The sequence below is a fragment of the Methyloparacoccus murrellii genome (genome assembly GCF_054657115.1).
On the sequence record NZ_BAAHXD010000017.1, the window covers coordinates 17,625 to 40,209 of the forward strand.

20 protein-coding genes are annotated in these 22,585 nt (G+C 65.5%); 13 read left to right on the forward strand and 7 right to left on the reverse strand.

Annotation, left to right across the window (positions count from 1 at the left end; translation table 11 throughout):
• Positions 1-20: 20 nt before the first annotated feature.
• The 3 genes from ACYQ1H_RS06750 to ACYQ1H_RS06760 all read right to left on the reverse strand — a co-directional run bounded on the left by ACYQ1H_RS06750 (position 21) and on the right by ACYQ1H_RS06760 (position 2,990).
• Positions 21-689, reverse strand: coding sequence for a TonB family protein (locus ACYQ1H_RS06750; protein WP_460027280.1), 669 nt, complete (start codon positions 687-689; stop codon positions 21-23).
• Positions 690-764: 75 nt separating this feature from the next.
• Complete coding sequence (locus ACYQ1H_RS06755; protein WP_460027281.1) at positions 765-1,169, reverse strand: ExbD/TolR family protein; 405 nt, start codon at positions 1,167-1,169, stop codon at positions 765-767.
• A gap of 3 nt (positions 1,170-1,172) precedes the next feature.
• Entirely contained in the window at positions 1,173-2,990 is a 1,818-nt protein-coding gene (locus ACYQ1H_RS06760) for a DUF2341 domain-containing protein (protein ID WP_460027282.1), read from the reverse strand.
• A 594-nt stretch (positions 2,991-3,584) separates the two neighbouring features.
• On the opposite strand from ACYQ1H_RS06760, the gene ACYQ1H_RS06765 reads away from it, so the two are divergent.
• The 11 genes from ACYQ1H_RS06765 (at position 3,585) to ACYQ1H_RS06815 (ending at position 15,448) form a co-directional block, all read left to right on the forward strand.
• Complete coding sequence (locus ACYQ1H_RS06765) at positions 3,585-4,961, forward strand: DUF262 domain-containing protein (protein WP_460027283.1); 1,377 nt, start codon at positions 3,585-3,587, stop codon at positions 4,959-4,961.
• Positions 4,962-4,974: 13 nt separating this feature from the next.
• Entirely contained in the window at positions 4,975-6,690 is a 1,716-nt protein-coding gene (locus tag ACYQ1H_RS06770; RefSeq protein WP_460027284.1) for a site-specific DNA-methyltransferase, read from the forward strand.
• Positions 6,687-7,931, forward strand: coding sequence for an ATP-binding protein (locus ACYQ1H_RS06775; RefSeq protein WP_460027285.1), 1,245 nt, complete (start codon positions 6,687-6,689; stop codon positions 7,929-7,931). Before ACYQ1H_RS06770 ends, ACYQ1H_RS06775 begins: the two co-directional genes overlap by 4 nt.
• Positions 7,928-10,678 carry a DEAD/DEAH box helicase gene (locus ACYQ1H_RS06780; RefSeq protein WP_460027286.1) on the forward strand — a complete coding sequence of 917 codons (2,751 nt, stop codon included), beginning with the start codon at positions 7,928-7,930 and terminating at the stop codon, positions 10,676-10,678. Before ACYQ1H_RS06775 ends, ACYQ1H_RS06780 begins: the two co-directional genes overlap by 4 nt.
• A 202-nt stretch (positions 10,679-10,880) precedes the next feature.
• On the forward strand, positions 10,881-11,057 hold the full coding sequence (locus ACYQ1H_RS06785) for a hypothetical protein (RefSeq protein ID WP_460027287.1): 177 nt from the start codon (positions 10,881-10,883) through the stop codon (positions 11,055-11,057).
• 70 nt (positions 11,058-11,127) lie between these two features.
• Positions 11,128-11,682: a glutathione peroxidase gene (locus ACYQ1H_RS06790; protein WP_460027288.1), complete on the forward strand. Its 555-nt coding sequence runs from the start codon at positions 11,128-11,130 to the stop codon at positions 11,680-11,682.
• 118 nt (positions 11,683-11,800) lie between these two features.
• Positions 11,801-12,703, forward strand: coding sequence for a sterol desaturase family protein (locus ACYQ1H_RS06795; RefSeq protein ID WP_460027289.1), 903 nt, complete (start codon positions 11,801-11,803; stop codon positions 12,701-12,703).
• Positions 12,703-13,401 carry a protein-methionine-sulfoxide reductase heme-binding subunit MsrQ gene (locus ACYQ1H_RS06800; protein WP_460027290.1) on the forward strand — a complete coding sequence of 233 codons (699 nt, stop codon included), beginning with the start codon at positions 12,703-12,705 and terminating at the stop codon, positions 13,399-13,401. Before ACYQ1H_RS06795 ends, ACYQ1H_RS06800 begins: the two co-directional genes overlap by 1 nt.
• A 22-nt stretch (positions 13,402-13,423) precedes the next feature.
• Complete coding sequence (locus ACYQ1H_RS06805) at positions 13,424-13,684, forward strand: hypothetical protein (protein WP_460027291.1); 261 nt, start codon at positions 13,424-13,426, stop codon at positions 13,682-13,684.
• Between the two features lie 70 nt (positions 13,685-13,754).
• On the forward strand, positions 13,755-13,922 hold the full coding sequence (locus ACYQ1H_RS06810; RefSeq protein ID WP_460027292.1) for a DUF2256 domain-containing protein: 168 nt from the start codon (positions 13,755-13,757) through the stop codon (positions 13,920-13,922).
• Positions 13,919-15,448 (forward strand): cryptochrome/photolyase family protein, encoded by a 1,530-nt coding sequence (locus ACYQ1H_RS06815; protein ID WP_460027293.1) that lies wholly within the window; start codon positions 13,919-13,921, stop codon positions 15,446-15,448. Before ACYQ1H_RS06810 ends, ACYQ1H_RS06815 begins: the two co-directional genes overlap by 4 nt.
• 37 nt (positions 15,449-15,485) lie before the next feature.
• Here ACYQ1H_RS06815 and cynS read toward each other — a convergent pair whose 3' ends face one another.
• From cynS to modA, 4 genes are all read right to left on the reverse strand, one after another.
• Positions 15,486-15,929: a cyanase gene (cynS, locus tag ACYQ1H_RS06820; protein ID WP_460027294.1), complete on the reverse strand. Its 444-nt coding sequence runs from the start codon at positions 15,927-15,929 to the stop codon at positions 15,486-15,488.
• Positions 15,930-16,005: 76 nt separating this feature from the next.
• On the reverse strand, positions 16,006-17,217 hold the full coding sequence (locus ACYQ1H_RS06825) for an NAD-dependent formate dehydrogenase (RefSeq protein ID WP_460027295.1): 1,212 nt from the start codon (positions 17,215-17,217) through the stop codon (positions 16,006-16,008).
• 112 nt (positions 17,218-17,329) lie between these two features.
• Positions 17,330-18,268: a LysR family transcriptional regulator gene (locus tag ACYQ1H_RS06830; protein WP_460027296.1), complete on the reverse strand. Its 939-nt coding sequence runs from the start codon at positions 18,266-18,268 to the stop codon at positions 17,330-17,332.
• Positions 18,269-18,349: 81 nt separating this feature from the next.
• The gene (gene modA / locus ACYQ1H_RS06835) at positions 18,350-19,108 is read right to left on the reverse strand and encodes a molybdate ABC transporter substrate-binding protein (protein WP_460027297.1); all 759 of its coding nucleotides are present in this window, start codon (positions 19,106-19,108) and stop codon (positions 18,350-18,352) included.
• A gap of 358 nt (positions 19,109-19,466) precedes the next feature.
• Between modA and ACYQ1H_RS06840 the strand changes: the two genes are divergently transcribed.
• Together ACYQ1H_RS06840 and ACYQ1H_RS06845 are read left to right on the forward strand one after the other, a co-directional pair.
• On the forward strand, positions 19,467-21,011 hold the full coding sequence (locus ACYQ1H_RS06840) for a hypothetical protein (RefSeq protein WP_460027298.1): 1,545 nt from the start codon (positions 19,467-19,469) through the stop codon (positions 21,009-21,011).
• A gap of 12 nt (positions 21,012-21,023) precedes the next feature.
• Positions 21,024-22,580 carry a PKD domain-containing protein gene (locus ACYQ1H_RS06845; protein ID WP_460027299.1) on the forward strand — a complete coding sequence of 519 codons (1,557 nt, stop codon included), beginning with the start codon at positions 21,024-21,026 and terminating at the stop codon, positions 22,578-22,580.
• Positions 22,581-22,585: the final 5 nt, after the last annotated feature.

Genomic DNA, 22,585 nt, shown 5'->3' on the forward strand with positions numbered 1-22,585 from the left:
GCGCGCGCCGGATGGGCGCGTCAGGTGCGGATGCGAATCTTCAGCGGCTGCGGCATGCGCTCGGGCGGCGGCTTGAGCCGGCCATGAATCTGGGCGATGGCCTGTCTCAGAGCCTCGTCGATCTCCGCCGTGCCGCTGGAATTGGCCAGCTCCACCCGGGTGATCTCGCCGTTGGGGCTGATCCAGACATGCACCACGGCCGAGTACCTGTTGGCGCGGGCGCGGTCGCGCAGGCGGCGATCCAGCTCGCTGGTCAGCTCGCGCTGGACGTGCTGGCCGTACCAGATGATGGCGTTGCCGCCCCCGCCACCGACCAGGCCGGTACCGCCCTTCCGGCCGACCAGCCCGAAACCGTCGCCGCCGGCACCGCCGTCGGCATCCACGCCAAGCTGATCGCCCGGTGGCGCGTCGGCGGGTTCCGGCTCCGGCTCGGGCGTTTCCGGCTCGGGTTCGGGCTCCGGTTCCGGCAGCTTTTCCTCCTTCACCTCCGGCGGCTTGATGTCCGGCTTGGGCGGCGGCGGTGGCGGCGGGCTGGGCGGCTGCACCACGGTGATCTGCTGCACCTGTTTCTTCGTCTGCGCCGGCCTCTCGAACAGGTCCCGGAACACATAGGCGAGCACCGCCACGATCAGCACCAGCACCAGGCCGGCGATCCAGGGCAGGTTCTTGAGCAGAAACCGGTGTTTCATGCGCCACGCTCCCCGGTGCCCGGTGCGGGTCCGGCCATGTCGGCAATGGCCGCGGCAAGGACTCTCATGGCAGCGCTACTTGACGAGCTTCTGCGTCACCAGGCCCAGCTGCCCGATTTCCAGGCGCGTCACCACGTCCAGCACCTCGACCACCTTCTGGTACTGGATGCTGGCATCGGCCTTGATGACGACCGGCAGGTCCGGCGTCGCCGCCTTGTACTGCGCCAGGCGGGTTTCCAGCTCCGCCAGGGTGACCGGGTAGGTGTCCAGGTACAGGGTGCCGTCCTGGGTGATCGAGACCGCCTTGGTCTTGGGCTTGGCCAGGCTGGGACTGCTGCTGGCCTTGGGCAGGTTGACGGTGATGCCCTGCACCGTCGCCGTCGTCATGATGATGAAGATCAGCAGCAGCACATAGGCGACATCCAGCATCGGGGTGATGTTGATGTCGTCGTAGATCTTTTCTTCGGAATCGACCTTCATGGCTTACTCCGCGCGGCAGCGGTCGGCGGCCCGCTCGGCGATCATGGCCAGGAACTCGTCGGCGAACACGCGCATGTCGGCGATCACGTCCTTGATCTGCACCGTCAGGTAGTTGTAGGCAAACAGCGCCGGGATGGCGACGGCGAGGCCGGCCACGGTGGCGAGCAGGGCCGCGGCGATGCCGGGCGCGATCGCATTGATGTTGACGTCGCCGGTGGCGGCGATGACCGCGAAGGTGATCATGACGCCGACGACCGTGCCGAGCAGGCCCAGGTAGGGGCCACCGGCGATGGCGATGGAAAGCAGCACCATCTTGCTGTTGAGCCGCTGGGTTTCCCGCACCAGGATCGCGTCCAGCGCCGTCTGGATGACGTTCAGCGCCTCCGGCGACAGCGGCCTGCTGCCCTTGCCGAGCCGCTTGTTCATCTCGTGGATGCCGGTATGGTAGAGGTGGTAGAGCGGCGAGCTCTGGTAGTGGTCATGGCTGCCGGCGATGGCCTGGAGGAAATCGGATTCGCCGAGCTCCCTGTCCTCCTCGGTCTCCTCCTGGTCCAGCGCGGCGAGATCGGCGTCCACCGACAGCCGCGCGTAGGCATCCAGGAAAGCCTGGTTGTCCTTGCGCACCCGCCGCAGCACCACCACCTTGATGGCCATGACCACCACCGCCATCACGAACATGATGCCGGTCAGGCCGATGACCACCCAGCCATCGATGGTGACGTTCTGGATGATGACACCGAAGGAGCTGTCGCCACCGGCATCCTGCCCCTCGTCGCCGCCCATGGTGACGACGGTGTAATCGGGACTCTGGCTGCGGGCGGCGATCTTCAGCCAGTCGACCGAGCGGGCGACGGTGGCAACCTGCACCTCGTCCAGCAGGCCGGTAAGGAAGCTGCCCCCGGCCAGCCCGCCCAGCGTCAGGGTCGGGTTCATGGGCGCCGCCGCGACCGGCACCTCGGAGACGTTGGCGCCATCCACGAACAGTTCCAGCTTGTCGGCCCGCAGCACCACGGCGACATGCCGCCACTGGGCCGGTGCCGCCAGCGGCGCCGGTGGCGTCTCGACCGAACCGCCGGCGGCGGTGGTGTAGCGCGCCACCAGACCGACCGGGCGCACCATCAGCTCGATCGCCGACTGCGTGTCCACCGCCTTCATCACGTGCGCCTCGGCCTGGGGCGGCTCCGCCTTCAGCCAGGCGCTGAAAGTCCAGCCCCTGGCGGGATCGATGGCCAGCGCTGGCGTCGGATTGACGGTGATGACGCCGTTGCCGGCGAACCGGGCGGCGGCACCGATCCAGCCGCCGGTCTCGTTCGCCGCCGTGGAACTGGCCGCGTGGTTGTTGTTGGCGGTCGCGTCCTGCGGCACGGGCTGGGTCTCGTCGAAGTGATAGACCAGCGCCATGCCGTCGTCGTAGACGCCCTGGCCACTGTCGGGCGGCGCGGCATCCTCGTTGCCGTAATACATCATGAACTTGTCGGTGGTGGCGCCGCCCTGGACTTTCGGCGCCCGCACCCAGATCAGGGCCATCTCGTTGACGGCGTCGTACTTCTCGACCTGAAACTTGAGCGGCGTCTTGTCGTCGGCCATGAAGCGGATGTCCTTGCCACCCTCCGCCAGCTCGCTGAAATAGCTGAAGTTACCCGCGTGCAGACGCACCAGTACCGGAAAATCGACCAGCGTCTCCTTGATGTCCGCGCCGGTGATGCTGGCATCGACGGAGATCTCCTTGCGCGACTTCCACTCGTCGTTCCACCAGGCCAGGGCAAGACTCGGGGGCAGCAGCGCCAGCAGAAAAACCAGGCAGTAAAAGCGTCGGCTCATGTTCGGAGACTGATCGGTAAGGGTTAAGGCCGGGCATTATGTGACCGCCCTGTTACAGGAGGGTGAAGCGCAGGTTACGAGTCGATGACAGCTTGCCACCATCGCTATATACCATGACATATATTGAACCAGCCGATCCCGCCATGGGTAGCCCAGGATCGGCTGCCAGGACCCTGGCGACCAGCCGATGCCCTCTGCCCCGCAAGCAGCGCCTTGTTATCAGGAAAAGGAGTTCGGTCCGAGAAGCGGGATACCGGGACATGGCCCGCGCCGACAGGGCGGGGAAGCGGCCACCAGCCGTCGCTATGAATAGAACCTTATATCAGTACGGACGGCGATCCGGCCGTCATCGCCGGAGGGGGCCGGCACTGGTCTTCGCCAGGATGAGGGGTGGCGACAAACGCCGGCTGCGGTCGCCAGGACCGGGATACCCATGAGCCCGATCGCTGGTCGATGACGCCGCAATGCCGGAAAATCGGCCAGTCCCGGCACGTAAAATCCAGCATCCGCCAGGATGAAACCTGGCGGCGCAGCGAGCCTGGGCCAAGCCGGCCGCCGAATCACGCGCGGGGAAGAACAACAGGAGGGTCGCCGTTGACAACACCGCAGCTTCCGACGCCGCATCGGAGCCCGTACTTTGCCTGGCTGCTCGCCCGGCGTGCCGCGGGCGACTCCGTGGAGTCGCTGGCTTCGACCCTGGTCGATTCGCAAGTCGATCGGAATCCCCATCAGGTCGAGGCCGCGCGCTTCGCTTGCCGCAACCTTCTCGCGCGCGGCGTGATCCTCGCCGGCGAGGTGGGTCCGGGCAAGACCATCGAAGCCGGCTTGGTCATCTCGGAGCGCTGGGCCGAACGGCGACGGAAGGTGCTCGCTTCCGGCACGCACGCGACGGACGAGCTGAACGCTTACAAGGTTTTCGAGACGCTGAATGCGCGTGGCGTGCGTCTGTCCGCCACCGACCTGCTGAAGAATTACCTGTTCTCCGTACTCGATCGCGGCGGCGAGTCCGACCACGAATTGCATAATCTGGAAGAACGCTGGGAGTCGCTCGTCGGACGGCTGCCATCGGAAAACTTTCCCGACTTCCTGCGCGCACACTGGAACAGCCGGCGTAACTTTGCCCGGCAAGCCGATCTGTTCAAGACCATCCGCTCGAAGATCATCGATCGCGAAGCTGTGTTCGGTCTGCTGCGCGGCATGGAAGAAGACCTCGACACCTATCTGGCATTGACCTCGCCGGAAGTTTCGGACTGGTCTCCCGAGGACAAGCACAACGCCGGCGTGCTCAAGACCTTCCGTGTGCGTCAACCCTACCCATTGCTGCTGGCCGCACGGCGCAGCTTCGACGCCAGTGATTTCTCCGGCTTGCTGCGGGCGACTGTGGTCATTTCGATGCGCTACAACGTCATCGGTGCGTTCGGCACAGCCGAACAGGAGCGCACCTACAACACCGTCGCCGAGCGCATTGCCAAGGGGGAGCTGCAGGAGCTGTCCGAGGCGTTGTCGGCGATGCGGAGCATCTATGTTGAAGACCGGGTATTTCGCGCGGCATTCGCTGAAAAAATCATCCGCACCACCGATTCGCGCAATAACCGTGTGGTGCGCTTCATCCTGTGTGCGCTGGAGCGGCAGCTCTCCGGCAACGACCACAGCTTCACCCGCGACGCTTTCAACATCGAACATATCCTGCCGCAGCGCGCCCCCGATGGCTGGGGCGGATTCAGCAACGAAGAGATGGATGGCCTGTTGTACCGGCTGGGCAACATGACCCTGATGCAGGCGGGTGCCAACCGCAACGCCGGCAATGCCGACTACGCCGCCAAACGGCCTGGCTATCAGCAAAGCGGATTTTTTCTGACGCAGAAAGTCGCCGTGGACAACGCCGAATGGACACCCGAACGAATTGCGGTACGGCAGAACGGGATGGCCAACCAGGCCACCGCCATCTGGCGCATTGCCCAATTGAGTTGATCAGGACGTATTGATGAGCAACAAACAAAAACTCGAACTCACCTGGATCGGTAAGGAGAAGCGGCCCAAGCTGGAGCCGCGCATCCTGCTCGAAGACCCGGAGAAGTCCTATCACGCCAGGCATCGCGTGACGGACAACGACCTCTTCGACAACCGGCTGATCTTCGGCGACAACCTGCTGGCGCTGAAAGCCTTGGAGCAGGAATTCACCGGCAAGGTGAAGTGCGTGTTCATCGATCCGCCGTACAACACCGGGAGCGCCTTCGCGCAATACGACGACGGACTTGAGCACTCCATCTGGCTGGGGCTAATTCGTGATCGACTGGAGATCATCCGGCGGCTACTGTCTGAGGACGGATCGTTGTGGATCACGATTGATGACAACGAATGCCATTATTTGAAGGTGTTGTGCGATGAGGTGTTTGGGCGGACGAACTTTGTAGCAAATGTTATGTGGGAGAAGAAATTTTCTCCCCAAAATGATGCTAAATGGTTAAGTTTGAACCACGATCATATTCTTGTGTTCGCGAAAAATAAAGAAGTTTGGCGACCAAATTTGTTGGCGCGCAGCAAAAAACAAGAGAAAAATTTTAAAAATCCTGATAATGATCCGAGAGGTCCTTGGACCTCGACTGATTACACGTGTGCGAAATCTAAAGATGAGAGACCTAATCTTTACTACCCCATTGTAAATCCCAATACGGGCGAACAGATTTGGCCGAGTCCAGTGCGAGTATGGGCCTTCGACCGACTTTCACATGAAAGAAATGTGGCGGAAAACCTGCTTTGGTGGGGAAGAAGTGGAACGAATCCTGTCCCTCGATTAAAGAAATTCGCTGACAAAGTCAGAGAAGGTACCGTGCCTACAACTGTCTGGAGACATGAAGATGTAGGAAACAACCAAGCAGCTAAGCGTGAAGTAATGGCGTTCAATAGGGATGAGCCATTTGCAACCCCCAAGCCAGAAAGTCTCGTTCAACGCGTTCTCGAAATTGCCACCAATCCAGGCGACATTGTTCTCGACTCTTTTGCTGGTTCCGGTACCACAGGAGCCGTCGCCCACAAGATGGGCCGCCGCTGGATCATGGTGGAGCTGGGCGAGCACTGCCACACCCACATCATCCCGCGCCTGAAGAAGGTCATCGACGGCGAGGACGCGGGCGGCATCAGCAAGGCCGTCAGCTGGCAGGGCGGCGGCGGCTTCCGCTATTACCGCCTTGCCCCCACGCTGATCATCAACGACCGCTGGGGCAACCCGGTCATCAACCCGGACTACAACGCGGCAATGCTGGCCGAGGCGCTGGCCAAGCTGGAGGGCTTCACCTACGCGCCGTCGGAAACGCACTGGTGGCAGCACGGGCATTCCAGCGAGCGCGATTTCATTTTTGTGACCACGCAGAACCTGTCCGCCGAACAGTTGCAGGCGCTGGCCGACGAGGTGGGCACGGCGCGCAGCCTGTTGGTGTGCTGTTCGGCTTTCCGGGGGGTGACGGCGGCGCAGGCCGCCGAGCGCTGGCCCAACCTGACGCTGAAGAAGATCCCGAAGATGGTGCTGACCCGCTGCGAATGGGGCCATGACGACTACAGCCTGAACGTCGCCAATCTGCCGCTGGCGCAGCGTGAACAGGCCGAGCCCGCCGCCATGGACGGGAACCTCAAGAAGACCAGGGCCAGGACAGCGGCGCTCGCTCACGCCGGACAGGGCGGCCTATTCGAGGAGGAGGCATGAACATCGAACACCTGCTGGAGCGCATTCGCTTGGGCGAAGACTCCACCTTGGAACTGAAAAGAGTGGTTCTGCGTCCGGACGGCAAAGTCTCCGACCCGCACCCCGACGGGCTGTCGGATGAACTGGCGGCGATGGGCAACGCCGCCGGCGGCCTGTTGATTCTGGGTGTCGACGACAAGCGCCGGGAAGTGGTGGGCGTTCCGCCCGAACAACTCGACCGGCTGGAGGCGTGGCTGACGGCCATTTGCACCGACCGCATCAGACCGCCGCTCGACGTGGTGACGCGCCATCTGGCACTGCCCGATCACGCTGGCCAGCGGCGCCCGGTCATCGTGGTGGAGGTGCCCAAGAGCCTGTGGGTGCATCAAAGTGCCAACGGCTACTTCCGTCGCGTGGGACACGCCAAGCGGGAGCTGCCGCCGGATGCGCTGGCGCGCCTGTTCCAGCAACGCAGTCAGGCGCGCTTGATCCGCTTCGAGGAGCAGGAGGTTCCCGATTGCACCTTCGACGATCTCGACGCCTTGCTGCTGCGGCGCTTCGTCAAACCAGAAGAAGGCGACGCCACCGCCCAACTCGAACGCTTGCACCTCTTGCATCTGCGGGATGGGCGGTTTGTGCCGACTGTGGCTGGCGTGCTGCTCGGCACGCTGAATCCGGCACGCTGGCTGCGCAATGCCGAAATCATTGCCGTTGCGCACTCGGGCACGCAGAACAATCCCGACGATCAGATCGATGGGCTGGAAATTACCGGCCCGCTGGATCGGCAGATTTTCGATGCCCTGCATTTCGTCCGTCGCAACATGGTGACGGCGGCACGAAAGCGCCTGGGGCGCATCGACTATCCCCAATACCACCTGGATGCGGTCTTCGAGGCGATTGTCAACGCCGTGGCGCACCGAGACTACTCGCTGCACGGCCAACGGATTCGGCTGTTCATGTTTTCCGATCGCCTGGAAATTCATTCTCCCGGCGCCTTGCCGAACACCTTGTCCCTGGCATCCATGACGCGCCTGTCCGTGCCTCGCAACGAGATCCTGGCCAGTTTGCTCGCACGTTACTACCCGGTCGACGATCCGGCGCTGGGCAAACGCTTCCTGATGGACCGCCGTGGCTTCGGCGTTGAAATGATCCTGCGGGAAAGCGAGAAATTTTCCGGGAAGAAACCCTTGTATGAGGTCATCGACGATCTGGAGCTGTGTCTGACCATCTACGCCCAGGCCATGCCGGAGGGCACCGCATGAATGCCCATGTACTGAACACCATCAGCGGCCGGCTCTCGCTGCGACCGCCGCAAGCTGAATCCCTCGCCAGGTTGGGGCGTATGCTGCAAGCCGCGCCCGAACTGCTGGACCATGAGGGCGCCATCGAAGGGCGCAATCTCCCGGCAATTCTTGCAACGCTCAAGGCTGAACTCCCTACCTTGGAGGACTTCGAGCGCGAATTTCCATCGCTGTGCTTCGCGCTTGCCACGGGCGTGGGCAAGACGCGCCTGATGGGCGCCTTCATCGCCTACCTGCATCTGGCGCACGGCATCAACAACTTCTTCGTGCTGGCGCCCAACCTGACGATCTACAACAAGCTCATCACGGACTTCACGCGCAATACGCCGAAGTATGTGTTCAAGGGCATTGCCGAGTTCGCCCAGCAGCCGCCCTTGATCATCACCGGCGACAACTACGACCAGACCGGCGCGGCGGTGGATGAGCAGTCGATGGGCTTCGCCCACGACGTGCGCATCAACATCTTCAACATCGCCAAGATCAACTCCGAGGTGCGCGGCGGCAGGGAGCCACGTATCAAGCGCATGCGCGAGGTGCTGGGCGACAGCTACTTCAACCACTTGGCCAACCTGCCGGACCTGGTGCTGTTGATGGACGAGTCGCATCGCTACCGCGCGCAGGCCGGCATGCGGGCCATCAACGAGCTCAAGCCGCTGTTTGGCCTGGAGGTGACGGCCACCCCGTTCGTGGAGTCCGGCAAGGGGCCGGTACCGTTCAAGAACGTGGTGATGGACTATCCGCTGGCGCGGGCGATGGAGGACGGCTTCGTCAAGGAGCCTGCCGTGGTGACCCAGCGCAACTTCTCGGCATCGGCGCACGCGCCGGAAGACGTTGAGAAGATCAAGCTGGAGGACGGTGTACGGCTGCACGAAACCACCAAGGTGGAGTTGCTCACCTACGCCCGCGAGAACGGTGTGCCGGTGGTCAAGCCCTTCATGCTGGTGATTGCGCGCGATACCACGCACGCGGCGCAGCTCAAGGCACTGATCGAATCCGCGGCCTTCTACGCGGGCCGGTACGCGGGCAAGGTGATTCAGGTCGATTCCAGCCGCACCGGCGCGGAAGAGGAAGCGATGATCACCCGCCTTCTCGCCGTGGAGCGCGTGGATGAGCCGACCGAGATTGTCATCCACGTCAACATGCTCAAGGAGGGCTGGGACGTGACCAACCTCTACACCATCGTGCCGCTGCGCGCCGCCAATGCCCGCACCCTGATCGAGCAGTCCATCGGCCGCGGACTGCGCCTGCCCTACGGCCAGCGCACGGGCGTCGCGGCGGTGGATCGGCTGAACATCGTGGCGCACGACAAGTTCCAGGAGATCATCGACGAGGCCAACCGCGGCGACTCGCCGATTCGCCTGAAACAAGTGATCCTGGAAGCACCGGGCGCCGACGACAAGAAGGTGAGCGTACAGGTCGGCTCGGTCGCGATGACGCGCCTTGGCCTCTTCGGAGCGCCGACCATCACGACCCATCCAGTCAGTACCGTAACAACACCCGAACGTGCAGCACCTGCGCCAGTATTCACTACGGAGCGCGAGCGCCAAGCGGCGCGTGCGGTGATGGACGTGATCGGCAAGTACGAGCTCAGGCGAGACCTCGTGCCGACCAGCCATGCGCTGCTCAGCCCGGAGGTGCATTCGGCCATCCTGGCGGAAGTGGCCGAGCGGCTGAGGCCTGTCCAAGGTGACTTGCTGGCCGGGACGGACGATGGGGCGCCTGCGCTTGACCTGCTGGCTGTGGTGTCCAGGACCACCGAGATCGTCGTCCAGCACACCATAGACATTCCGCAAATTGCCGTGGTGCCGACGGGCGACGTCACCACCGGCTTCCATCCGTTCAAGCTGGGTTCGCTGCCCAATTTCCAGCCGGGTCAGCGCGAGATCGTAGGCCAGGTGCTACGCACCAATCATCAGTTCACCCTGAGCCGCGAGGCGGGCATCAGGGAGCAGCGCTTCGAGGACTACATCGTCAAGAAGCTGGTCGACTTCGACGACATCGACTACTTCACCCAGTCGGAGCTGCTCTACGACCTGGCCGGTCAGGCGGTAGCCCACTACCAGGCGCAGAACTACTCGGAAAACGAACTGCACGAGATCTTCGACACCCATGGCGCGGAGCTGGCCCGCCTGATCCGGGCCGAGATGATGGCTCACTTCTGGGAAGCGGCCACCGAGTACGAGGTACAGATCAGTCGCGGCTTCACAGAACTGAAGCCGTGCCACTACACGGCGGTCGAAGGACAGACGGCGCACAACTATCGTGAAACGGTGACCGAGCTGGGCAAGATCAAGCAGATGCTGTTCGGCGGCTTCGCGCGATGCCTGTATCCGCTGCAGAAGTTCGACTCGGATACCGAACGGCGCTTCGCCATCCTCCTGGAACGCGACGCCCTGAAGTGGTTCAAGCCCGCGAAAGGTCAATTCCGCATCTGCTACAGGCTGGGTGCCGAACAGCCGGAATACATCCCGGATTTCGTGGCCGAGACGGACACGGCCATCCTCATGGTGGAGACCAAGGCGCGCGGCGACATCAACCGCCAGGAAGTGCAGGCCAAGGCCGCGGCAGCCGTGCAATGGTGCAAGCACGCATCGGAATTCACGGCGAGCGTCGGCAGCAAACCGTGGAAGTATCTGCTGGTCCCTCACGACGAAATCCAGGAGGCCATGCGGCTGACGGACCTGCTCCGCCTTGAAGTGAAGGATTGACCGCCAGGCGACAGCGGAGATACCGGAACCAGCGGCCGGCTCGGGGTGTCTTCGGGACGGCCCCCATCATCCGGGAGCGGGGCAAGCGGTCATGGCAACGGGCAACGCCATGCGCCGGATGCGACCGTGCCCCGCGGATCGGCCCGCGGGCAGGCCGGCGCGGACCCTTCAGGTTGCCGTCACACACCTCGGACAGATCGCCATGAAAACGGTAGCAAACCTCATGATGGGCCTCGGCATGCTGATGCTGATCGGCTACGCCATCATCGGCTGGAAAAGCGGCGGCGGCTGGGTTCATTCACCCTTCGTGATGTTCCCGGCCGGCCTAGTCCTGGTGACCGGCGGAGCCATCGCCCGCTTTCTCCTGCCGCGGATGTAGGACTGCGCGGGCGGGGACTTTTCGCGGTCTCGCCGGTCTACCCGGGCGGGCAACGACAACCGGAGGACCCATGAAAAGACAACGTCAAGCCGCGCTGCTGCTGATGCTGGGCGGCGCCTGGCAAACCTGGGCGGCGACCGATCCATGTCCCGCGCTGCTGTCCTATTCGGCCGAGCCCTTGCAGGGCGGCGCGCCGGTCGATTTCTGCTCCGCCTATCGCGGCAAGGTGATCCTGGCCGTCAACACGGCCAGCCAGTGCGGCTACACGCCGCAGCTCAAGGGCCTGGAAACCCTCTACCAGACCTATCGCGCGCGCGGTCTGGTCGTGCTGGGCTTCCCGTCCGGCGACTTCAATCAGGAACACGACAACCCGGCGGATACCGCCCGCGTCGCCATCGGCGATTACGGCGTCACCTTTCCGCTGTTTGCCAGCAGCGCCGTATCCGGCGCCAGGGCCAACGGCTTCTTCAAGGCGCTGGAGCAGGCCTCGGGCAAGGCGCCGCAATGGAATTTCCAGAAATACCTGATCGACCGGAAGGGCAAGGTCGTGACGGTGTTCCCGGCACAGGTGGCACCGGATGACCTGCTGCTGCGCGGCGCCATCGAAGCGGCGCTGGCGGAGTGAACATCGCGCCTGCCGGCGTCGCCGGCGACCCTGTGGCAGCGCATGAGTAAGCTTGTTAAACCTTGCGCTGCCACGCCGGTCTGACGGTCCAGCCGTGTCAAGATGGGGATGACAGACCATGACGATTGCGTCGTCAGCGAATGTTGCCGAAACGGAAGCCTGGCTGCCGGTGGCCGATGACTGGCTGGCGCTGGCCGTGATCCTGATGCTCCTGCTCTGTGCCGGGGTGGAGGCCCGCATGCCCTACCTCCGGCCGGGCCTGAGGCTGGTCAAGGACTCCTATCTCACCAACCTGACCCTGTTCCTGTTCAACGACATCACCCTGTCGGTGCTGTCGATACCGGCCCTGTATCTGGTGGCCGAGCGGTTCTCCGACCATGGCGTCCTGAACCGGCTGCCCGATGCCTGGCCCAAGTACGTGCTGTCCTTCCTGCTCATGGACCTGGCCATGTACGGCTGGCACTGGCTGACGCACCAGGTGGACGGACTATGGCGGTTCCACCGGGTCCACCACAGCGACCCGACGCTGAACGTCACCACCGGCCTGCGCTTCCACGGGGTGGAACTGTGCCTGGAGGCGCTGGTGCGCATCCTGTTCATCGCCATCATCGGGGTCGGCGCCGGGGTGGTGCTGGTGATGCAGACGGTGATGGCCATCTTCGTCCTGTTCCACCACACCAACGTCACGTTCCCGCATGAACGCCGCTGGGGCTGGATCTTCATCGTCCCGCGCCTGCACCGGGTCCATCACTCGGTGCTCCGGGCCGAGCATGACAGCAACTATGGCGCGGTGTTCTCCTGGTGGGATCGGCTGTTCGGCACGCTCAGGGATCAGGAGCCCACGGCGATCGGGCTGGCGGATGCCGGTGTCATCAGCGTCCGCGAACTCCTCGGACAGTGGTCCCGCCTGTGGCGGCGGCCCGGCGAGGCGCTGGACTGGCTGCAGGGCGCCCTGATGCGGGGCAACTACCTGCTGCGGCCGGTCTATGCGCGCCAGCACGACAAGGGCGAGCGCGGCTGATGGCCTCGACCTCGCCGGAGCGACCCGCGATGGGCGCCGACCCCGCCGGCCTTGCCGCTGGCCGCCCGCTGAGGGCGGAACTGACGCGCGCGGAGGCGGCCAAGCTGCGGTTGCAGCGTGCCGCCTTCGTGGCGGCCTCCCTGCCAGCCCTGTGGCTGCTGGCGCGTTTCGCCCTGGATGCGCTGGGCGTGGATCCGGTGGCGACCCTGACGCGCAGCACCGGCATCTGGACCTTGAACTGTCTCATGCTGTGTCTGGCGGCGACCCCCGCCCGCCGGCACCTGGGGTGGCTGTGGCCGTTGCAGATCCGGCGGCTGCTGGGCCTGTTCGCGTTCTTCTACGGCAGCCTGCATGTGCTGGTCTACCTGGCTTTCGACCACAGCTTCGCGCTGGCCGAGATCGTCCTGGACGTGCTCAGGCGGCCCTACCTGACCGCGGGGCTGCTGGCCTACGCCATACTGGCGGCCCTGGCGGCGACCTCCACCCGGACCATGATCCGGCGACTGGGAAAGCACTGGAAACCCCTGCACCGCCTGATCTATCTGGCGGGCATCGCCGCGACCCTGCATTTCCTCTGGCTGGTCAAGCGCGACATCACCGAACCGGGCCTTTACATCCTGGTTCTCTGCGGCCTATTCATCCTGCGATTGAGCAGGCGACGCCGTCACGGCAGCCAGAGCCCATCGTCATTCCCGTGAGCATGCGTGCCCGGAGGTCACCATGAATAGCTTCACCCGGCACCTGTTCGCCAGACTCCATTGCCTGACGGCAGGGGCGGAACGATCGCTGGTCAATCGCCTCTGGGCGCTGGCCAGAGGCGCCGACCGGGCGGCGGACGAGGAGCTGGAGCGCGCCGCCGATGGCTTGGTGCAGACGCCGGCGCCGCCGGGAGAGTATCCCCGGGCGGCCTACGTCGCGACCCTGTGCAGCCTCAACAAGGAGCGACGCGCGCGGCGGTTCTTCAAGGGCCACCGGCATTGAGGCCACCGGAGCCGATGCTGGCCGGGCCGTGGTGAGCCGGCCAGCCGTCACGCTTCCGGCCACGCCCCCCATGTGCAGGAAAGCCGATCTGCCCAGCCGCCTCTGCGCCGCCTGCGGCCGCCCCTTCGCCTGGCGCAAGCGATGGGCGCGGGTATGGGCCGAGGTGCGCTACTGCTCGGAACGCTGCCGGCGCGCCAAGGGCCGCGGCAAGATGCCGGCCGCAACCGGGACGTCATGACCACGCTGCGGCTGATACTGGGGGACCAGCTCGACGCCGGCCATGGCTGGTATCGCGCACCCCGCGCCGACGTGGTGCATGTCCTGATGGAAATCCGCCAGGAAACCGACTACGTCCTGCACCATGCCCAGAAGATCCTCGCCATCTTCGCCGCCATGCGCGCATTCGCCCGGGAACTCCGGGACCGCGGCCACCGGGTCCATTACCTGGCCATCGACGATCCGCGCAACACCCAGTCCCTGACCCACAACCTCGACTGGCTGATCGTCCGCCACCGGGCCGCCCGCTTCGAGTATCAGGCCCCCGACGAATGGCGACTGGACGAACAGCTGCGGCGTCACGTGGAGGGGCTTGCCATCCCCGGCCGCATGGTCGACAGCGGGCACTTCCTCTCCGCCCGCGACACCGCGGCCCGCCTGTTCGAGGGGCGCCGGCAGTGGCTGATGGAGCATTTCTACCGGCACCAGCGCCAGCGCCACGGCCTGCTGCTGACGGCCAGCGGCCAGCCGCTGGGCGGCCGCTGGAATTACGATGCCGAGAACCGCAAGGCCTGGCCCGGCCAGCCCGCCGAGCCGGAGGACACCCGCGCCCGGCACGATCACGGCGCACTCTGGCGAACGATCGTCGCCGCCGGTGTCCGCAGTTTCGGCGAGCCGGCCGAGGGACAGCTGGCCTGGCCGCTCGACCGCCGGGAAGCCCTGACGCAGCTGGAGGCGTTCATCGACGCCGGGCTCCCGCATTTCGGCGATTACCAGGACGCGATGAGCGCCCGCGCCTGGCGGCTGTTCCATTCGCTGCTGTCCTTCGCCCTGAACGTCAAGCTGCTGAACCCGCGCGAGGTGGTGACGCGGGCCGAGCAGGCCTGCCACGAGGGCAGGGTGCCGCTGGCGGCGGCGGAGGGCTTCATCCGCCAGATACTGGGCTGGCGCGAGTATGTCCGCGGCGTCTACTGGGCGCGCATGCCGGGCTACGAGCACAGCAATGTCTTCGGCCACACCCGGCCGCTGCCCGCCTGGTTCTGGACCGGCGAGACGCGCATGCGCTGCCTGGCCCACGCCATCGGCCAATCGCTGGCGCAGGCCTACGCCCACCATATCCAGCGCCTGATGGTCATCGGCAACTTCGCGCTGCTGGCCGGCCTCGACCCCATGGCCGTGCACCGCTGGTATCTGGGCGTCTACATCGACGCCTTCGAATGGGTGGAGCTGCCCAACACGCTCGGCATGAGCCAGTACGCCGATGGCGGGCTGCTGGCCACCAAGCCCTACGTCTCCAGCGCCGCCTACATCCACCGGATGAGCGATTACTGCAAGGGCTGCCACTACGACCGCAAGGCGCGGACAGATGAGCGCGCCTGCCCGTTCAACGCCCTCTACTGGGATTTCTTCGCCCGGCATGCCGACCGGCTGGCGGGCAATCCCCGGCTGGGGCTGGTCTACCGGCAACTGGGGCAGATGCGCGCGGAAGACCGCCGGGCGCTGGGCATTCGCGCGGAACAGCTGCTGAACAGCCTGGATGCGCTGTGAGCGCGGCCCATCCAGGCGAGACGCGCCGGAGTCGCCTTCAGTAACTCCGGTAGGGCAGGAACTTGCCGGACAGGGAGATGTTCACCCGATCGCCGTTCGGGTCCGGCTCGCGCCGGATGTCCATCCTGAAATCGATGGCGCTCATGATCCCGTCGCCGAACTCTTCGTGAATCAGTGCCTTGATGGTGGCGCCATATACGCTGATCAGCTCATGGAACCGATAGACCAGAGGATCATTGGGCACCGCCGATAGCGACGCCCCTCGGCAGGGCGGCACCGTCAACCAGCGCTGCTCCTCTTCGGTCAGGTCGAACAGCGTTCCCACCACGCCTGCCTGCTCCCGGGTGAGCGTCATCTGTCCCAGGCAGGCGGCCGTGACCCATTCCTTGCTCTGTCCGACTTGCGCGGCGACATCGGCCCACTTCAGGCCACGGGCGATCTTGGCGGCGATGATCCTTTCGGTAACGTCATTTCGGTTCATGTTGATGCTCCTGGAATAAGGATTAGGGGCGAGAGGATCGGCAACCGCTGGCCGGCCTCCCGCCTGATGCGCGGTCTCAGCCCGCCGTCGTCTTCCTGAACCTGGCGGCTTCTGCCGATCCCCCCGTGGCGTTGCCCTTGCTGTAGGAATGTGCGCCCACCCCGGCCAGTTGCCCGCCCTGGACGATCAGGTACTCGTCACGAATCGGCCGGCCTTCGAAGTAGCATTCCAGAATCTCGCGGGTACCGGCCGCATAGCGCGTTTGCGCCGACAGGCTGGTGCCGGAAATGTGCGGGGTCATGCCATGGTTCGGCATGGTCCGCCAGGGATGGTCATTTGGCGCCGGCTGCGGGAACCAGACATCGCCGGCGTAGCCGGCCAGTTGGCCGCTTTCCAGGGCGCGGACGATGGCGTCGCGGTCGCACAGCTTGCCGCGCGCGGTGTTGATCAGGTAAGCGCCGCGCTTGAAGTGCTTCAGCGTCTGATCGTTGATCATGTGCTCGGTTTCCGGGTGCAACGGGCAGTTCAGCGTCACCACGTCGCAGACACTGGCCAGGCTTTCCAGGCTGCTGTGATAGGTCAGGTTCAACTCCTGTTCCACCGCTTCCGGCAGGCGGTGCCTGTCCAGGTAATGCAGCTTGACGTCGAAGGGCTTCAGCAGGCGCAGCACACGCAGGCCGATCCGCCCCGCCGCCACCGTGCCGACGCTCATGGCTTCCAGGTCATAGGAGCGCGCAACGCAATCGGCGATGTTCCAGCCGCCCTTGAGCACCCAGTGGTGGGACGGGATGAAGTTGCGCACCAGCGCCAGGATCGACATGACGACGTGCTCGGCGACGCTGTTGCTGTTGCAGTAGGTGACCTCGGCAACCGTGATGCCGCGCTCCATCGCCGCCTGCAAATCGGTATGGTCGGAGCCGATGCCGGCGGTGACGATCAGCTTCAGGTTCTTGGCGTTGGCGATGCGTTCGGCGGTCATGTAGGCCGGCCAGAACGGCTGCGAGATGACGATTTCGGCGTCATGCAGCTCGCGGTCGAGCACGCTGCCGTCACCGTCCTTGCTGGAGGTGACGACCAGCTGGTGGCCGTTGGCTTCCAGGTATTGGCGCAGGCCCAGCTCACCGGACACGCTGCCCAGCAGGGTGCCCGGCCTGAAATCGATTGCCCTGGGGGTCGGCAGGGTCTGGCCGTCCGGATAACGCTCCGGCTGCGGACAGTCGTCCCGCGCATAGGTTGTCGGGTAACCATCGACGGGATCGTCGTACAGCACACATACGATTTTTGCCATGTTCTCCACCTTAGGAATGGTTGCGTAACGGGTGGGTCCACCGGTGTCCCGGCCGAACCCGGCGAGTACCTGGCCAGGTGGTCGGCATTGTCGGGCTTGTGCAGTGGCGCGGCTAATCGTTTGTAGGCATTGGCTGATCCATGGCGTTTATCAGGGCATCCAGCCGCGCCTGCAGATTCAGCCCGGCCGCGATGTTCCAGACAGCTGCCGGCACCGCCGGCAGTTGGTCCTGAATCCGCGAGATGAGACCGACGGGACGGGACAGCTCGGGCTTCAGGGGAATGGCCGTGACCTCCTGGCGCATTTCGAACAGGCTCAGGAGACTGTGAGGTACCACGCTGTACAGCCCGGCGCAGCGGACATGGGCATAGAGGGCAAACACGGCATCGGTTTCCAGCATGACCCGTGGGGTCACGCCGGCCTCGCGGAAGGCCGCGTCGATGAGGTGACGACTCTGCATGTTGGGCGTCAGCAGGCAGAGCGGCAAGCCGGCAATGTCCACCCAGCCGGCTTCGCCAGCGGCCAGGGCCGGATCGGGATGGCGGGCCAGCAGCACATACCGCTCCCGGTACAACGGCAGGGTGCGGAAACCCTTGAGCCGGGGGTCCTCGAGGTAGGTCAGGCCGAGATCCAGCTCGAACCGGTCGAGCTGGCGAATCAGATCCTCGGCGCACAGCGATAGCAACTGGATGGTGACCCCCGGACATTGCGCCTGGCAGGGCTCGGTGAGCTGGGGCGTCACCGCCAGGGTGGTCGGGATCGCACCGAGGCGCAGGGTGCCGGTGAGTTGCTGAGCGCACAGTGCGGCCTCCTGGCGCATGCCCTCCCAGTCGCGGGCCAGCCGCCGGGCCCATTGCAGGAGGCGCTCGCCTTCCGGGGTGAATCCCTGGAAGCGCTGACCACGCCGGACCAGGGTCACGCCCAGCTCCTCCTCCAGATGTTGGATGGCCGTCGACAGGGCCGGCTGGGAAACATGGCAGGCCTCCGCCGCGCGGCCGAAATGGCCAAGTTTCGCCAGGGCGAGCAGGTAGTGAACCTGACGGATGAACATAGGACCGCTCAGGGGAGTGGACGGATCGGCGACGCATCCCGACGCCAACCCGAGCGCCGCCGTCCGCGCATGCCCGCGCTCTCAGAATCCGTAGCCGTAGGCGCCGATGATGGCGCGGGACTTGTCGCGCCTGAGGTAATCCATCAGCGCCCCGGCGGCGATCTTACCCTCGCCCTTGCCAAGCACGACGGCATCCTGCCTGATCGGCGGGTAGAGCGCCGGATCGACGATCCAGCCGGAACCGGGGCCGATCCTGCCGTCCTTGAACACCTGCGAGAGGGCGACAAAGCCCAGCTCGGCATTGCCGCTTTGCACGAACTGGAAGGTCTGGGCGATGTTTTCCCCCTGCACCAGCCTGGGCGCCAGCGCCTGGCCGAGGCCGAGCCTGTCGAGAACCTGGATGGCCGCCGCGCCATACGGGGCAAGTCTCGGGTTGGCGATGGCCAGGTGCCTGAACGTGCCCGTGCGGAGCACCTTGCCCTGCTCGTCGACGACGCCGGGCCTGGCGCTCCACAGGACCAGCTTGCCAATGGCATAGGTGAACCGGCTGCCGGCCACGGCATGCCCTTCGGCGATCAGCCTGGCCGGCGTCCCGGCATCCGCGGACAGGAGGATTTCGAATGGCGCGCCATGGCGTATCTGGGCATAGAACGTCCCGGTGGCGCCAAAGGTCAGCACTGCCTTGTGGCCGGTATCCGCCTCGAAGGCCCTGGCAATCGCCTGCATGGGGGCGGTGAAGTTGGCGGCCACGGCCACCAGCACCTCGTCGGCGTGGGTCCCTGGCGCGGCCATGCCGATCATCAGCATCAGCGCCAGCCGCCAAATTGCCGGTCTACTCATGGGTTCAGCTCCTGTTCAGGGGTGGGGGAGAAACGAGGCGTGGCGGGCGTGCCGGCTGGCGGCACCTCTGCCTTGCCGCACGCCAGCACGGCGGCAAAGCAGCATTATGTACATCATCTTATAGGGACATGACAATCCTCCGGCATCGGCCATCGCCGGGCCGCGTGCCGCTGCCAGCCGCCGGCCCGACGTGACCAGGCGCCTGATAAAGGCCACACCATTTGCGGTCAAGACCCGGACTGGCCTCGTTGCCAGACAACCGCCCGCGACTCTCGGTTTGACCTTGAAGCACGATATGGCGTAGCGTTTATATCGATCTGGATTCCGCTACCGCTTCCTACGTTTCAGAGGTACCACGATGCGCATACCCGCTGGCCACCGACTCCCGGCACTGGCCATTGCCGCCACACTCCATGCGCCGGCCGGCCTGGCGCTCACGCCCGGCACGCCGGCGGACATCACCCTGCATGTCGCCGGTTCGACCATCCAGGACAACAACCTGGTCAAGGTGCTGGGCATGATCTGCCAGCCGGGCACGCTGGACCAGTTCCGCGATGCCGATCCGGTGGGCAAGGGAACCTACTGGCGGGCCTTCTTCTGCCAGATCGACGCGACGAAAGTGCCCGGCCTGACGTTGACCAACCCCCGGCTGCTGATCCTCAAGCGCAATCGCAGCGGCGCCATCACCGGCGTCTATCCGCTGCTGGAAACCGGCAAGGGCGTGAACTTCATGGGTATCGACCATCGCCAGGACGGCACGCCGCAGTGCACCCAGACCGCCGCGGGCGCCACCTGGAGCTGCCGTACCGACCGGCCCGGCGACGTGTTTCCGGCCACGCCTGACCTCGGCGTGCTGGACACCGATCCCCAGGCGTTTCGTGGCCCGAACTACAACCCGACCATCGATGGTGTCCGCTTCAACCTGCCCACGCCGGCGGCCATTGCGGACCAGTTGCAGGTGATGAATGCCGGTGGCGTACTGCAGAACACCCCGGTCACCCTGGGTCTGCGCGATGCGCTGCAGGAAGCGCAGGTGGCCCAGGGTCGCCTGGACCCGGCCTGCCTGACCGACAGTGAGCGCCGCGATGGCATCGACTGCATGCCCTCCCTGAGCAAGAGCCTGCTCGCCAGCCTGTTTGCCGGACGCATCGCCCGCTGGAGCGACGTGCAGGTGGATGTCACGGCCAGCGGCGCCAGCAGCCCGAGCGCAAAACCGCTGACCGATTTCAACAAGGCCTCGCTGACCTCCGATCTGGTGCACATCTGCCGGCGCAACCTGGGCGCCAGCACCCAGGCGGCCGTGAATGCCTATTTCCTCAACACGCCCTGCGCGGCGACCGGCAGCCTGCCGGTGGATATCAGCAATCCGGTGTCCGGACCGGTCGTCGTCTCGCCGCCACAGGTCACGGCGGAGGAAATCTGTCTGGCCGACTTCAACGACGGCACCAACCTGGGCACCTTCAACCCGGCGGTCAACAGGGCCTGGGCGGTCGGCATGCTGACGACGGAGCGCAACACGAACCTGCAGCTGAACTACCGCTACATCCGCATCGACGGTGCCGCCCCGACGCTGGAAGAAGTCGCCGCCGGCCGCTATGCATATTTCACCGAGGCCGCCTACGTCTGGCGCAAACAGGACCCGCAACCGACCGGCGACACGCTGACCCTGATCCGCAAGCTGGCGACCGAGGCCACCACGCCGACGCAGTTTGCCCAGCTCAACAGCACCATCGCCCATCGCTGGGGACAGGGCAGCTTCATCGCCACCAGCGGCCAGGGCTATACGCCTGCCGCCCCCTTCAACGCCAACTACCCCGTCACGGCCTACACCCATGCCCCGGATGGGGGGCTGGACAACTGCATCCCGCCGCAGACGCGCGCGGGCCATGTCAGCAATTTCTAGGCGGGCAGTTCCATGAACCACATGAACCAGATCCGACGCCCACCCGCACGGGCCGTGTCCGGCAGGCGACGGCCCTTCCGCCTCCGGTCGATGGCGCTCGGCTGTGTCCTCGCCGTCGCGACCCCGGCCTGGGCGCTGAACCATGACGGCAGCAACGGCGGTCCCTCGTCCCTGTTCCTGTCCGTCCTCGACCCCCTCACCCAGACCAGCTATTACCGCGACCTGCAGGTCACCTACCGGCAGTTCCTGGACAACCCCGCGCTGACGCTCGACCTGGCCGGCGACAGCCGGTTTGCCGACTTGCTCGGCAAGGATGGCCTGCTGTTCAACATCGCCGCCTTTCACCGGCTGTCGGCCGACGGCGCCAACCTGTCGTCCTGGGGCTATCTCCTGACCCACACCGGCTCGCGCGCCGACCTTGCCGGGGACTTCGTGTCGATCGATGCCGTCCGTCAACGCATGCAGATCTATGCCAGCCAGCTGACGGATACCGCCGGCACCTTTCATGCCGGCGAGGCGGGCTATTTCGACGGCGACAACTGGGGCGCCAGCCTCGGCGGGCTGGTCGGCGGGAGCACGGTCGGCCACCCCGGACAGCCGGTTGCCTTTTACCGCGTCAACAACAACACCGGCGATGTTGCCGGTGGCCGCGTCGAGCAGCTCGGCAGCTGGCTGCTGACCCGGGACGGCAAGCTGAGCTTCGATCGCACGGCCAGCGGCAACCTGCCACCCCAGGCTGACATCGCCGGTCCCGGCGCCGCCCGCGTCGGCGAGACGGTCATCCTGGACGGCAGCGGCAGCCGCGACCAGGACCAGGGCCCCGAGCCCCTGCGCCATGCCTGGATCCGGCTGTCCGGCCCACTGGCCACGCTGGAAAACCCGCAAAGTCCCAAGGCCGGCTTCACCCCCGCGCAACCGGGCCGCTACCGCTTCCGCCTGACCGTCGGCGACGGGGAGGCGAACGCCTCCGCCACGCTGGACATCGCGGTCGAGGCCGCCGCCAATCAGGCGCCGGTCGTGCAGCTGGAAACCCGCCTGAGCGGGCGGGTCGGCCAGCGGGTGACGCTGGACGGCAGCCGGAGCTACGACCCCGACAACGTGCCGGGTCCGCTGCGCTTCCAGTGGACGCCATCCGGCGGCCCGGCCACGACCCTGGCCGGGGCTGAGAGCGCGCAGGCATCGTTCACGCCGGATCTGCCGGGCGATTACCGCTTCGGCCTGACGGTCTCGGACGGCGAGCTGAGCAGCCAGGGCTGGGTCGACGTCGCGATCGCCGGGCCAGACATCCTGACGCTACGGGCGCCTGGCGAGTGGGTCGTCGGCGTTGCGCAACGCATCGCCTGGACAACCCGGGACGTGGCGCCGAAACGCGCGGTGCGCTTGCAGTATTCGCGGGACGGGGTGAACTTCAAGACCCTGGGCAGCGTCGCCGCCGGCAAGGGTGGATTCCGCTGGAAGCCGAAGCAGGCGCAGGCGAGCGAAACCGGTGTGCTGCGCGCCTGCGTCAAGCCCAGAAGCGCATCGGCCTGGGCCTGCGACGACGCCCGCATCGTGGTGCGCAGGCCCTAGCCCGT